A 13,502-nucleotide genomic window follows, 5' to 3' on the forward strand; every position below is an offset into this window, starting at 1 on the left:
ATCGCCGGCGGTTGTTTCGTATGCAAACTGGGCTGATAATGAATGTGCAATGGTTTATTCTATTTTTGCTCATCGATGTATTGCTTTATTTTCTCCTCCGCGGTCCTGAACGTGGTATTGACATCCTGGCCGTTCTTAATATATTTATTGTACTCTGTTGTTAACAAACTGACCGCCTTGGCGTAATGGATCGAGAAGGCGGGAGCCGGCGCGGGCTTGCTCTTGAATATGCCGGCCAGGTTTTTCCCCTTCAGTTCAGGAATATCGGCACCGAAATTTTGCGTGTATTTAGGATCCTTCAACGTCGATACGCGGGCCGTTTTCCGAACCATAGTCATCTGCACCTCGTCGGAGAACAAAACCTCCATGACACGCATTTGGTCGTCACGCGCCTTGCTTGTCTTCAGGGGAATCATCAGATGGAGATCGTACATGCCGTATACGTTCGGTTTGTCGCTATAGCTCGGAAATTGAGCGACGTCCCAGTTCAGATCCGGTGTCTCCTTCAGGCGCAAAAATAAATTGACTGTAGCGGACATAGCGACATTCTTGTCCTTGATGAATCGGTTCCATGCGGCTGTACTGCTGTCGATGTAATTGTTACCCGGCACGGAAAATATTTGCTTCGCAACCTCGAAAGCCCGTTTATATGACTCGCTATTGACCAGCACTTTGTTCGTCTTGGCGTCGACGGGAACGAGCGACAACGGAAATGTCAGGCGCGAGAACGAATCAATTTCAAGCCCGCGGTACTTCGTCCCCCCATCTTCCCGCGATACTTGCCTGGCAAGTTCAATCGCATTCTCCCACGTCATGCCATCCTTCGGGTAAGGGACTCCGAATTTGTCGAAAATATCCTTATTATAATACAATGCGTTCAGGTTAAAGCTGTAGGGAAACGCATACAATTCGCCTTTGTCGGACACAGCCTTAACCGCGTTGAGCGACTCCGGATCGAAACGGCTTAAGTCGAAACCATGCTTCTTCGCTAACGGGGTCAAATCCTCGTACGCGTTCAAATCTTTATAATAGGCCAAGTTGCCGTTCCATGTTATAAAGAAATCGACCGGCTCCCCCGCCGCAACGAGCTGTGGCAAATCGGATTTCGTCGTAATATTCTCGACGGTAATATGAGGATATTTTTTCTTTACCGGATCGGCCACTAGATCTTTGAAATCTTGCTCGGTCATGTAATTTCCGCTCTGATAAAACTTCAACGTTACCGGTTCAAGCGGCTTCTCCAGCGATTTGGCGGTTTCACCGCCACCGGCAGCTTGGTTCCCGCATCCAGCTAGCAGAATGGAAGCCAGCACGCCACACGTCGAAGCTAATGCAATTTTCTTCATTGTAACCCTCCGTTATATAGGTTTGAATAATAAGCAACACGAGCGGCTGTCCGAATAGCTGCGTGTAAAGTTGGTCATTAAAGAACTTGAACCGGTGATCGTTTCGTTTCATTTCGTGTTCGTTGATGACCTCCTTCCCCACAAAACGCATTTCCTACGTCTGCCGCGCCGGACAACGCCTTCACTATTAGTATCTTAAAGTACAATTTACGAAATCCAAATAACGTTTCGTGTGACAATTGGATAGCAATATGTGTGATTCGAAGATGAGGAAACTACAAAAAAACTTTAGGGACATGTTCTCGAATGTGTAGATGAAATGGACATCATTTCATAAAGGAAAATAAAGAAGCAGAGGATTTTACTGTAGATATGGTTAACCACAAGTTTGGTTTTCCAGAGGTCTTTGAAACTATTCAGAGGCATTGCAGGCCGTTAGAATAAACAAGAGATACCAACCCACGAATAGGTCGATGTCTCTTGTTTACATATGGAGACAAGGGGAGTATGGACATGTACGATCTAACTTACTGCCGAAGCCTATTCGACGAGGACAACCTGAGAGGTTCATGTCCATGCCGTGCTCACTTCGCTATGCTGCGTTCCGCGCGGTCTGAACCCCCAGGGCTTCGACTCCCCTTTCGTTTCTCCAACAAAAAAAGACACCCTCTCAGGTGTCTTTTTTCTGTATGGAGACGAGGGGAGTCGAACCCCTGTCCGAAGATAACGCCACACAGGCTTCTACGGGTGTAGTCACGGTTTTGATGTCACCCGAGCGCCGCGCCGTAACCCGCTGCGCGTTGGGTCAGCCTGGTTGTCTTCTTCAGCTAGCCGCAGGCGGAGACTAGACAGCGTATCCCACTATAGGTTGAGCCCCTATCCTGCCACATGGGCGATGGAAGGTAGAAGCGCTCCAGCAGTTTCTTAGGCTGCTAAAAGAGCAGGTTGTTGTTGTTTGCCATTTAATAGGCTTTAGCGTTGATAAAGCGGACGCGTCCCCACTACCCGCAACCCATGCTCGAACTATCCCCGTCGAATCCAAGAACGTCCCCGCATAGGCGGACCCCCGACAGAGGGTCCTTAATTGATTCCGTAAAAAGGTTATGGTAAAAAACTTACCTGCTGCATCTACCACGATACGATCCTCGCTAAATCGGTGTCGTGAACAACAGTGGTGTTTTTTCTTACATGATCTCGATGCCTTATTAGTATAACATACTTTCATTCAAAAAGATGCAGGACTTCATGGAAATCATGAAGCGAACTGCCAGTCGAGGCAGATCCTGCTTACCGGGCGACTTTTTGCTTCTCGCGCAGCACGCGCTGGATATCCCGTTGGGCATCCCGTTTGGCTGCCGTATCCCGCTTGTCGTACTGCTTTTTCCCTCTGCCCAAGCCAATAAGCAGCTTTGCAAAGCCATTGCGTATATAAATCTTCAGCGGTACCAAGGTGTAGCCTTCTTGCTTGGCCAAACCGAGCAGTTTGTGAATCTCGGTTTTCTTCAGAAGAAGCTTGCGCGCTCGCGTCGGATCGCTCGGATTGTACCGGTTGCCCTGTTCGAACGGACTAATATGCATATTATGAATGTACGCTTCGCCGTTACGAATCAGCGCGAACGCATCGCCTATATTGGCTCGACCGTTACGCAGAGACTTGATCTCCGTGCCGGTCAGCACAAGTCCGCATTCATACGTATCCTCGATAAAATAATCATGGGACGCTTTTTTATTTTGCGCCAATAGTTTGCCGTCACTCTTCTTTGTGCTCATCTTCCGCGGAACGCCTCCTTCCGGGCAGCATTATCCCACAATAAGGGATGGAGTCCATTGTACCAAACTCCATCCCCTGAAATCAAGAGCGTCCGCGCCGTATCAATCAATAAAACACACGAAGCCGAGAGCTTACCGCTTCACGATCTTTTTACGCTTCTTCTTCGGCCGTGCACCGCCGCCGAAGCTAATGCCGGTTCCACCGACCTCGCCGGTGGGCCGAGCCGCCTCCATGGCGCGCGACTTGGCTGCGCCCGGTCCTTTGCCGCGGGCGGCGCTACTACCGGCAGCACTACCGCCGACAGCGCGGCCTTTCCCAGCACGTTCGCCACGGCCGGGGCGACTGCCTGCGGCGGCTGGGCGCCTGGCGGCGGCCCCGCCTTCGCGGGGACCCCGACCGCCAGGCCGAGCCGCTTGCTTGTTCTTCCGCACGGCGTTCAGCGCGTCGACCAAGCTGACCTTTTGCTGGCGCGGCTTCATGTCCACCATCTCAAAATCGATGGTGCGTTCATCCATATTTACGCGCGCGACCCGTACCTTGACCTCATCGCCTAGACGGTATATACGTGAGGTGCGTTCGCCGATCAGAGCGTGCTGCGCTTCGTGGAAGTGATAATAATCGTCCGTCAAGTCGGACAGCCTGATCAGCCCTTCCACCGTGTTATCCAGCTCTACGAAGACGCCGAAGCTCGTCACGCTGCTGATGATGCCGTCGAACTCCTCTCCGACTTTGTCGAGCATGAATTCGGCTTTTTTCAGCGCCTCTGTCTCCCGTTCCGCATCCACCGCTACGCGCTCCCGGTCCGATGACTGCTTGGCGATGTCGTCCATCCGCGAAGCCAAATATTCATGCCTCGCCTCGCTTAACACGCCGCTTTCGAGTACTTCGCGGATGACGCGGTGGATGATCAGGTCAGGGTACCGTCGAATCGGCGACGTAAAATGCGAGTAGTATTCGGCCGCGAGCCCATAATGACCCAGGCTCTGCGAATCGTACATCGCTTTTTTCATCGAACGCAGCATCACGGTGCTGATGACGGTCTCCTCTTTTTTACCGCGAATTTCCTCCAGAAGCGTCTGCAGTGCCCGCGGGTGTACAGTATTGCCCTTTCCTCGCACCACATAACCGAAGTTCGTAATAAACTCCATGAAGTGCTGCAGCTTTTCGGCATCCGGATCCTCGTGCACCCGATAGAGAAACGGCACTTTAAGCCAATAAAAATGTTCGGCAACCGTCTCGTTGGCCGCGAGCATAAACTCTTCGATAATTATCTCGGCGATCGTCCGGTCCCGCTTCACAATGTCGGTCGGCTTCCCGTCTTCGTCGACCAATATTTTTGACTCGATAAAATCAAAATCGATCGCCCCGCGGTTCATCCGCTTGCTGCGCAGTTTCATGGCGAGCTCTTCCATCAGGCGGAAGTCGTCCAACAAATAAGCGTACTTTTCCACGATATCCGGCTCCGCCTCGCCGGCTAACAGCAGACGCACATTTTTATACGTCATCCGTTCACTTGTCTTGATGACGGATGTAAAAATATCGTGCCGCACCACGTTCATTTGCGGGTCGAATTCCATCTCGCAGGACATTGTCAGCCGGTCCACTTGCGGATTTAGCGAGCATATGCCGTTGGACAGCCTGTGCGGCAGCATCGGTATGACCCGATCGACCAAATAAACGCTGCAGCCGCGATTATACGCTTCCTGATCCAATGCGGAGCTTTCGCGCACGTAATAGCTGACGTCGGCGATATGAACCCCTAGCACATAATTCCCGTTAGGCAGCCGTTCTACGTTGACCGCATCATCCAAGTCTTTGGCATCCTCACCGTCAATCGTGACGATCCGTTTGCCGCGCAAGTCCCGCCGCCCTTTCAATTCCTCCGGGCTGATCTTGTCCGGTGCTGCCGTCGCTTCATCCATTACCTCGTCGGGAAACGCCTCGGGCAGCCCATGCTTGCGGATAATCGACAGAATATCGACGCCCGGGTCATTTTTGTGCCCCAATATTTCAATGACTTCCCCTTGAGCCGCAGCTCTTCCTTCGGGATAGGAAACGATTTTAACGACGACTTTATGTCCGTCCATCGCTCCATTGAATGCATCCTTCGGGATAAAAATATCGCGCACAACCCGCTTATCATCAGGAATGACGAATGCATACTCGTCATGGGCTTGGAATAATCCCACGATCTCGGTATTCCCCCGGCTAACGACGCGAACGACTTCCCCTTCCATCCGCCCGCCGCCTGTACTCTTGGAATTGATACGAACGAGGATAATATCTCCATTCATGGCCGTTGCCATATCGTTGGCATGAATATATACATCAGGGTGATCCCGGTCCTCGGGTATGAGGAACCCGAACCCTTTGGCATGCGCCTGCAGCTTGCCCCGGATCAAATTCATCCGCTCCGGAACGCCGTATCGTTCATTGCGCGTGCGCAAAACGAGCCCCTCGTTTTCCAACTCATTGAGCAGCTTCAAAAATACCTTAAACTCCTGGGCATCGGAAATACCGAACTGTTTCTCCAGTTCCTGGTACGTCATCGGCTTGTATGCCGTCTCTTTCATAAAATCAATTAACTCTTCACGTGTGATCATCAATGCTCACCTGCCTCTTCTTCTATAACGTATGGCGATTATCGCTGCCGCGGTCTAGTCCCCTGTCCCCATCCCAACCTTCAATTATAGTGGCGAAAAAGACACTGTTTTATCATTGTACCCGTTTTCGCCGATTTTGAATAACGACCCGCGAAAATCAGCCGTTAAATTTTTAAAAAAATAGAGCAATATTCCTGTTTCGTCACTGAAAATAGGAATCGCCCCCTTATTTTCCTTTTAAAAAAATAATTCTGCATTGAGGCATCCAATTGCTTTCTCACGCGTTCACCATGCAAGCAGAAGATTTTACAAGCAAGCGCATTCTTCGCCTTTATGAAAGCTAACAAACTAACAATAGCATTTGTCAGCGGTGTTAGCCCAAGTGGGTAATGTCCTTGTACTATTAAAAAAAGCTTCTGATCGAAGCTCTTTGTAAAGATACATTCGCGATTTAATGAAGTTTTAGTTCATCTCGTATTATCGTTCTTCTCAGATTGCATGCATTGTAAAATAGCTTCCCTGAAGTAAAGATAGAAACATGGGACCCCTGTTTTCTAAGCCATGCCGGGTCAGACGGCCAACCGGAATCATCTATTCTCTGTAACATGCAGCCTATGGACTACCGCGATTCATGTAACCGCGCACAAATGAACATAAACATTTATGTAACATTAAAAAACAGCAGGAGTACCGTTCCCCTGCTGTCTTCCTTATATGTTTTAAACTGACTTCACAAAGTAAGCTACAACGAGAGACAAAACAAAGAATACTACAGCCAGCCCCATCGTCAGACGAGACAGGAACAATTCCAGCCCTCGTGCCTTCTGCTTTCCGAACAGATGCTCCGCACCCCCGGAGATGGCACCGGATAAACCCGCGCTCTTACCTGGCTGCAGCAACACAGCTGCAATCAAACCAAGCGAAGCGATGACCAATATGATCTTCAGTGCGATTTCCATATTTCCACCTCCCGCAAGCTTGAAACAATCTTGTCCGAAAATAGACAGTATGAGTATTATAGCATAAAAAGAATGGGCTGACAAATCATAACTTGATTTATCAGCCCTTACGATTATCGTTTATGCAATGCCGATGGACTTCAAATATTCGATGCTCATCCGAACCGATTCCAGCGCCGGTCTTTGACAGCGATCCTGCTCTACGATGTAGTATTCGACGCCCGCTTCTTCCGCGATTGCAAAAATCGGCTTGTAGTCGATGATGCCGTAACCAACTTCAGCAAACGTCCCATCCGCATCGTCCGCCATGTCCTTGACATGAATGAGCGGTGCCCTGCCTTTGTAGGAGAGCAAGTAGGTTCTCGGGTCGTAGCCGCCTTTTTTAACCCAATATAGATCGAGTTCCGCCTTCATCAGATCGCTGCTGACCGACTGGTACATACGGTCGAGAATCGGTTGTCCGGAAGCGGCCGGCTGAAATTCAAAAGCATGATTGTGATAAGCGAACTGCAGTCCGCTGCGTGTCACTTCCTCACCGATACGCGCGAATTGCTCCATTAACCGGTGAAAGCTGTCCTCGTCTTTCAGCAGCTTCTCATCGAGCCACGGACAAATAATGTACTTGGCACCGATCTCCAAACTGTATTCGATCTGCTGCTGAAGTTCGTTTTCAAGCAGCTGGAGCCCGACATGACTCGAGGGTGCGGCGAGTCCCAGATCCCCCAGTACCTTCTTCATCTCACTGGCCGGAATACCCCCATAACCCGCAAATTCCACGGCTCGATACCCTAGATCCGCTACTTTGCGCAGCGTACCGATAAAATCATTCTTCGTTTCTTCCCGAAGCGTATAAAGCTGCAACCCTACCGGAATGTTCGCCATATTGTTATCTCCTTAGGGTATTGCGTCAGCAATACCAGCATCGTAAGCATAAGCCCGCGCATTGCGTCAGCAATGCCAGCATCGTAAGCATTAGCTTTGTCGTACTTCAGCAATGCCACATCGTACGTACACTATTCTTCATATTGCGGCTGATATCGTTGAGATCGATTGGATGGCTTCTTTCCACCCACAAAGTGGCCGATCGCCCGGATCGCACACCACAATGAAAAGAGTGTGAAGATCAAAGCCCACCCGATCGCCGGAATCGGCGTCACGAGGCTGAGATTCGTCGCATCCCCGGCTTTGGCCGGATCGTCCCATGCATACAAGATCAGTGAGAACGGCCCGAAGACGGACTCCTCGAGCGTTAAAAACGCAAGTAGCAAGTAGTAGATGTCCATCAGCCACTTCGGCATAAACGCGAGCATCAGCACGTTGAGAATGACGAAACCAAGAAGCCACATGACGCCGAATTCGTTGCGTACAAAAAAAACGAGCGCTAATATGGCGATCACCGTAATGACCTGCAAGCCAAGCCTTTGCCTGCCGCGAGACCGCTGCTTAAACAGGAAAAGAGCAAACAAAGAAGCGGTCGTATACCCCGCCAGCGCAATCGGAATGAGACTCCATCGAGACGTCACCTGCGAGTAGGTTACCCCACTGTGATTGGCGAACAGCTCGATCTTCATCACATTGCCGGACAGCAGCAAGGTTACCACCGCATGGCCAAACTCATGAATCGTCGTGTCGAGATTGCGAAAAAAATCGCTGAAGGGAATCAAATGGGTTAAAAAAGCCGATACCACGAGAAACAGTATTGTCTTTATCATATGATCCCCTCCGGGAGGAGTCAGGTTTTTTAAGCGATTCAATAATTGCGGGCGTCTTCCGGGTCACTGCTATCTGCCTCCGGCCGCTCTTGAAATTGGATTGTATTGAACTTATTTAAAGGTAACGATCCAATTTCAAAGGCGGCACGTAAACTCTACGACAGATACAGTGCCCTCCAATTAACGTTTATTGAAAGCTATAAAACCTGACAAAATATTATTTATAAAAACCGTACTTACATTGTAAACCTATTTGAAGTTTTTCAAGTTGTAAAATGCCGTTTTGCCGCCGTATTGCGCAACGCCGGCCAATTGATCTTCGATGCGGAGCAATTGGTTGTACTTCGCTACGCGGTCCGTACGGGACGGAGCGCCAGTTTTGATTTGTCCGGCATTCGTCGCTACTGCGATATCGGCAATGGAGCTGTCTTCGCTTTCGCCGGAACGGTGGGAGATGACTGCCGTGTATCCTGCGCGCTTCGCCATTTCGATCGCGTCGAACGTTTCGGTCAATGTACCGATTTGGTTTACTTTGACGAGGATGGAGTTGCCGATGCCGCCCTCGATCCCTTGAGACAAGCGGGTCGTGTTCGTTACGAACAAGTCGTCGCCTACGAGCTGCACTTTACCGCCGAGCTTATCGGTAAGCAGCTTCCAGCCTTCCCAATCGTCTTCGGAGCAACCGTCTTCGATCGTAATAATTGGGTATTTCTCCACCCAGGAAGCGAGGAAGTCAACGAATTCAGCGGATGTGAACGATTTGCCTTCGCCTTCGAGATGATATTTGCCGTCTTTGTAAAATTCTGTGGAAGCTACGTCCATGCCGAGGAATATGTCTACGCCCGGCTTATAGCCTGCACGCTCGATTGCCGTAATGATCGTTTGGATCGCTTCTTCGTTGGAGCCCAGGTTCGGTGCGAAACCGCCTTCGTCGCCTACAGCGGTGTTCAAGCCTTTTTCCTTCAGTACGGCTTTGAGGCTGTGGAAAATTTCCGTGCCTGTACGAAGTGCTTCTTTGAACGTTGGAGCGCCTACCGGCAATACCATGAACTCTTGCACGTCTACGTTGTTGTCCGCATGCGCGCCGCCGTTAATGATGTTCATCATCGGAACCGGAAGCGTTTTGGAGTTGAAGCCGCCAAGGTACACATAAAGCGGAACGTCCAGCGCTTCAGCCGCTGCGCGTGCAACCGCCATGGAAACGGCCAAAATCGCGTTAGCGCCCAGTTTGGCTTTGTTCGGCGTGCCGTCGAGCTCGATCATGCGCTTGTCGATGCCGACTTGATCCAGCGCGTTCATGCCGATAATTTCCGGAGAGATGATGTCATTCACGTTCTCAACGGCTTTCAGTACGCCTTTGCCCAAGTAACGGGATTTGTCGCCGTCACGAAGCTCAACCGCCTCGTAAGCGCCGGTGGAAGCGCCGGAAGGAACGATAGCGCGGCCGCGTGCGCCGGATTCCAAATAAACTTCTACTTCTACCGTCGGATTTCCGCGGGAGTCGAGTACTTCGCGAGCGTAAACGTTAGAGATTACAGTCATTGTCAGATACACTCCTTATTTGTTTTTTATCGAGTTCTGGTATGTGAATTACTTGCTTGCAAGCAGCGACTTGCCGCTCATTTCCTCCGGCTGGGCAACGCCGAGCAGTTCCAGCATCGTAGGGGCAATATCTGCCAAAATGCCATCGTTTCTTAGTGTAACATGTTTGCTGGTCAATATAAATGGCACCGGGTTCGTCGTGTGCGCTGTGTTGCGGGTCCCGTCCGGGTTGGTCACGACGTCCGCGTTTCCGTGGTCGGCTGTAATCAGCGCAACCCCGCCTTTGGCGAGAACGGCATCCACCACTTTGCCGAGGCAATCATCCGTTGCTTCCACCGCTTTGATCGTTGGCTCGAGCAAGCCGGAATGACCGACCATATCCGGGTTGGCAAAATTCAGGATGATGACATCCTGGCGCTCCGCTTCGATTTCCTTCACAGCCGCTTCCGCTACTTCATAGGCGCTCATTTCCGGCTGCAGGTCATACGTTGCCACTTTCGGAGAACTGATAAGGATGCGGGTTTCGCCCGGCAGCTCCACATCGCGTCCGCCGCTGAAAAAGAACGTGACATGCGGGTATTTTTCAGTCTCGGCAATACGAAGCTGCTTCAGATTGTTCTGAACAAGCACCTCGCCGAGCGTATTATCGAGGTTTTTCGGTTTATACGCAACGTAGCCGCCCACGGTTTCGCTGAACAGCGTCAAGCAAACGTAGTGCAAGTCATGCGGCGCCTTATCACCTCGGTCAAAGCCGCGGAAATCGCTGTTCGTAAACACTTGCGACAGTTGAATCGCACGATCCGGACGGAAGTTGAAGAAGACGACCGAATCGCCGGATTCCACCAAGCCTACAGGGGTACCGTCCGCTTTCGTAATGACGGTCGGCATAACGAATTCGTCGAACACCGAACGCTCATACGATTCTTTGATCGCAGCCATCGGGTCCTGGTACTGCGGCCCTTCGCCATAAACCATAGCCCGGTACGATTTTTCTGTACGTTCCCAGCGCTTGTCGCGGTCCATCGCATAATAACGGCCTTGAACGGTTGCAATCCGGCCTGTCCCGATCTCTGCGATTTTCGCTTGCAGCTGCTCCATATATTTCACGGCACTGTCCGGCGCAACGTCGCGGCCGTCCAGGAACGCATGAATATACACTTCTTCGAACCGCTCCCGCTTGCACACTTCCAATAGCGCGAACAAATGCGCGATATGGCTATGTACGCCGCCATCGGACAGCAGTCCGTACAAGTGAAGCTTCTTGCCGTTTTCCTTCGCATGGCGAATGGCTCCGAGAATCGTTTCATTGTCGAAAAACTCGCCATCGCGGATCGATTTGGAGATCCGGGTTAAATCTTGATATACCGTACGTCCCGCGCCGATATTCAGGTGGCCTACTTCCGAGTTGCCCATTTGCCCTTCCGGCAGCCCTACAGCTTCGCCGCAAGCGGTCAGCGTCGTGTTCGGATATTCCGCCCAGTACCGGTCATAGTTCGGCTTCTTCGCCTGCGCCACTGCATTGCCTTGGATATCGCCGCGAAGGCCGAAGCCGTCAAGAATAATCAGTGCTACCGGTTTCGGTCTGGACATCTTACTTTGCCCCCTCAACCAGCGCGATGTAAGATGCAGGTTCCAGGCTGGCGCCGCCTACAAGCGCGCCGTCGATGTCCGGCTGCTGCATGTATTCGCCAATATTGTTCGGCTTCACACTGCCGCCGTATTGAATGCGGATCGCTTCCGCCGTACCGGCTCCGTACAGACCGGCAATCAGCTCGCGAATGTAGCTGATGACTTCGTTGGCGTCGTCCGCCGTAGAGGATTTGCCCGTTCCGATCGCCCAGATCGGCTCGTAAGCGATGACCACTTGCGCCGCCTGCTCAGCGCTCAGACCGGCAAAAGCCGCTTCTGTCTGCACTTTGCACACGTTTTTCGTCTGTCCCGCTTCTCTCTCTTCCAGCTTCTCGCCTACGCACAGAATCGGAGTCAAGCCATGCTTGAACGCCGCATGCACTTTCTTATTCACGATTTCGTCGGTTTCCAGGAAATAGGCACGGCGCTCGGAGTGGCCGATAATGACATACTCTACGCCGAGATCCTTCAACATCACGCCGCTGATTTCTCCGGTGAAAGCACCGCTGTCTTCGAAGTGAAGATTTTGTGCTCCGACTTTCAGTGCCGTTCCTTTTACCGCTTCGACAAGTGCAGGGAGATTCGTATAAGGCGCGCAAATGACGCTGTCTACACCTTCTACTTCCGCCTTGCCTTTGACCTCATTAACAAAAGCCACCGCTTCCTGCACGGTTTTGAACATTTTCCAGTTGCCAGCAATAATCGGTTTGCGCATATCCGTTCGCCTCCTTATTTATCGTTCAGTGCAACGACGCCCGGAAGCGCCTTGCCTTCCATAAACTCAAGAGATGCTCCGCCGCCCGTGGAAATGTGGTCCATTTTGTCGGCCAGATGGAACTTCTCAACTGCTGCCGCCGAATCCCCGCCGCCGATGACAGTGTAGCCCGACGTTGCCGCGCATGCTTCCGCTACCGCTTTCGTCCCGTTCGAATACGGCTCGAGTTCGAATACGCCCATCGGTCCGTTCCATACGATCAACTTGGAGTTTCGGATCGTTTCCGCATACATCTCGCGCGTCTTCGGCCCAATGTCGAACGCTTCCCAATCCGCTGGAATGGCATCGATCGGCACAATTTTCGTATTGGCTGTTGCGCTAAACGCATCGCCGACAACGACGTCAACCGGCAAAAGGAAGTTGACTCCTTTTTCCTGCGCCTGACGCTCGAACTGCTGTACAAGCTCCAGACGATCATTATCCACAAGCGATTTGCCGATTTCCAGTCCTCTGGACTTAAAGAATGTGTACGACAAGCCGCCGCCGATAATAATGTTATCCGCGATTTCGATCAGCTTCTCGATCACCGCGATTTTGTCTTTTACTTTCGCGCCGCCGACAATCGCCGTAAATGGACGGTCCGGGTTGTTCAAGGCTTTGCCGAGTACTTCCAGTTCTTTCTCCATCAGCAGACCGGATACTGCCGGCAGGTGGTGTGCGATCCCTTCCGTCGAAGCATGCGCACGGTGAGCCGCGCCGAACGCATCGTTCACGTACAGGTCAGCGAGCTCGGCAAAAGCTTTTGCCAGCGCCGGATCGTTCTTCTCTTCACCCTCGTAAAAACGGACATTCTCAAGAAGCAGCACATCGCCGTCTTTCAGCTCCGCCACTTTCGCTTTTGCGGTATCGCCGATCGCTTCGTCCGCTTTGGCTACCGGTTTGCCGAGCAGCTCGGACAACCGCGCAGCCGCTGGCGTCAGGCGCAGCTCTTCGACCACTTGCCCTTTCGGACGTCCCAAGTGGCTGGCCAAGATGACTTTCGCGCCGCGCTCCGTCAAATACTTGATCGTCGGAACCGTCTCGCGAATCCGCGTATCGTCGGTAATTGCGCCATTCTCGAGCGGTACATTGAAATCCACGCGGACAAACACTCTTTTGCCGCTTACTTCTACGTCACGAACGCTTTTTTTGTTCATCGATCGTCGCCTCCTGAATGGTTCTCTCT

10 protein-coding genes and 1 other RNA gene are annotated in these 13,502 nt (G+C 51.6%); all 11 read right to left on the reverse strand.

Translation table 11 applies throughout. The features are described 5' to 3' along the window. Positions 1 to 59: 59 nt before the first annotated feature. Positions 60 to 1,346, reverse strand: a complete 1,287-nt coding sequence (locus tag ACFQI7_RS28935; RefSeq protein ID WP_218100949.1) for an ABC transporter substrate-binding protein — start codon at positions 1,344 to 1,346, stop codon at positions 60 to 62. A 687-nt stretch (positions 1,347 to 2,033) separates the two neighbouring features. Beyond that, positions 2,034 to 2,398: a transfer-messenger RNA gene (ssrA, locus tag ACFQI7_RS28940) on the reverse strand. A gap of 235 nt (positions 2,399 to 2,633) precedes the next feature. Continuing rightward, positions 2,634 to 3,116, reverse strand: coding sequence for an SsrA-binding protein SmpB (smpB, locus tag ACFQI7_RS28945; RefSeq protein ID WP_218100950.1), 483 nt, complete (start codon positions 3,114 to 3,116; stop codon positions 2,634 to 2,636). A 132-nt stretch (positions 3,117 to 3,248) separates the two neighbouring features. Then, complete coding sequence (gene rnr / locus ACFQI7_RS28950) at positions 3,249 to 5,720, reverse strand: ribonuclease R (RefSeq protein WP_218100951.1); 2,472 nt, start codon at positions 5,718 to 5,720, stop codon at positions 3,249 to 3,251. A gap of 719 nt (positions 5,721 to 6,439) precedes the next feature. Then, positions 6,440 to 6,679, reverse strand: a complete 240-nt coding sequence (gene secG, locus ACFQI7_RS28955; RefSeq protein ID WP_218100952.1) for a preprotein translocase subunit SecG — start codon at positions 6,677 to 6,679, stop codon at positions 6,440 to 6,442. A 120-nt stretch (positions 6,680 to 6,799) separates the two neighbouring features. Next, the gene (locus tag ACFQI7_RS28960) at positions 6,800 to 7,561 is read right to left on the reverse strand and encodes a sugar phosphate isomerase/epimerase family protein (protein ID WP_218100953.1); all 762 of its coding nucleotides are present in this window, start codon (positions 7,559 to 7,561) and stop codon (positions 6,800 to 6,802) included. 131 nt (positions 7,562 to 7,692) lie between these two features. Next, the gene (locus tag ACFQI7_RS28965; RefSeq protein ID WP_218100954.1) at positions 7,693 to 8,391 is read right to left on the reverse strand and encodes a M50 family metallopeptidase; all 699 of its coding nucleotides are present in this window, start codon (positions 8,389 to 8,391) and stop codon (positions 7,693 to 7,695) included. 249 nt (positions 8,392 to 8,640) lie between these two features. Further along, complete coding sequence (gene eno, locus ACFQI7_RS28970; protein ID WP_218100955.1) at positions 8,641 to 9,933, reverse strand: phosphopyruvate hydratase; 1,293 nt, start codon at positions 9,931 to 9,933, stop codon at positions 8,641 to 8,643. A gap of 48 nt (positions 9,934 to 9,981) precedes the next feature. Continuing rightward, positions 9,982 to 11,523, reverse strand: coding sequence for a 2,3-bisphosphoglycerate-independent phosphoglycerate mutase (gene gpmI / locus ACFQI7_RS28975; RefSeq protein ID WP_218100956.1), 1,542 nt, complete (start codon positions 11,521 to 11,523; stop codon positions 9,982 to 9,984). Between the two features lies 1 nt (position 11,524). Next, complete coding sequence (tpiA, locus tag ACFQI7_RS28980; protein ID WP_218100957.1) at positions 11,525 to 12,277, reverse strand: triose-phosphate isomerase; 753 nt, start codon at positions 12,275 to 12,277, stop codon at positions 11,525 to 11,527. 14 nt (positions 12,278 to 12,291) lie between these two features. Then, a complete protein-coding gene (locus ACFQI7_RS28985; protein WP_218100958.1) occupies positions 12,292 to 13,473 on the reverse strand; it encodes a phosphoglycerate kinase in 1,182 nt (393 codons plus the stop codon). Positions 13,474 to 13,502 lie beyond the last annotated feature (29 nt).

Origin of the sequence: Paenibacillus allorhizosphaerae (genome assembly GCF_042659105.1) — a bacterium.
In the GTDB taxonomy this organism is placed as follows: domain Bacteria; phylum Bacillota; class Bacilli; order Paenibacillales; family NBRC-103111; genus Paenibacillus_G; species Paenibacillus_G allorhizosphaerae.

Excerpts from the sequence above, each read along its gene's own strand:
- ACFQI7_RS28935 (WP_218100949.1), bottom strand. The coding sequence starts at position 1,346 with ATGAAGAAAATTGCATTAGCTTCGACGTGTGGCGTGCTGGCTTCCATT.
- smpB (WP_218100950.1), bottom strand. The coding sequence starts at position 3,116 with ATGAGCACAAAGAAGAGTGACGGCAAACTATTGGCGCAAAATAAAAAA.
- rnr (WP_218100951.1), bottom strand. The coding sequence starts at position 5,720 with ATGATCACACGTGAAGAGTTAATTGATTTTATGAAAGAGACGGCATAC.
- secG (WP_218100952.1), bottom strand. The coding sequence starts at position 6,679 with ATGGAAATCGCACTGAAGATCATATTGGTCATCGCTTCGCTTGGTTTG.
- ACFQI7_RS28960 (WP_218100953.1), bottom strand. The coding sequence starts at position 7,561 with ATGGCGAACATTCCGGTAGGGTTGCAGCTTTATACGCTTCGGGAAGAA.
- ACFQI7_RS28965 (WP_218100954.1), bottom strand. The coding sequence starts at position 8,391 with ATGATAAAGACAATACTGTTTCTCGTGGTATCGGCTTTTTTAACCCAT.
- eno (WP_218100955.1), bottom strand. The coding sequence starts at position 9,933 with ATGACTGTAATCTCTAACGTTTACGCTCGCGAAGTACTCGACTCCCGC.
- gpmI (WP_218100956.1), bottom strand. The coding sequence starts at position 11,523 with ATGTCCAGACCGAAACCGGTAGCACTGATTATTCTTGACGGCTTCGGC.
- tpiA (WP_218100957.1), bottom strand. The coding sequence starts at position 12,277 with ATGCGCAAACCGATTATTGCTGGCAACTGGAAAATGTTCAAAACCGTG.
- ACFQI7_RS28985 (WP_218100958.1), bottom strand. The coding sequence starts at position 13,473 with ATGAACAAAAAAAGCGTTCGTGACGTAGAAGTAAGCGGCAAAAGAGTG.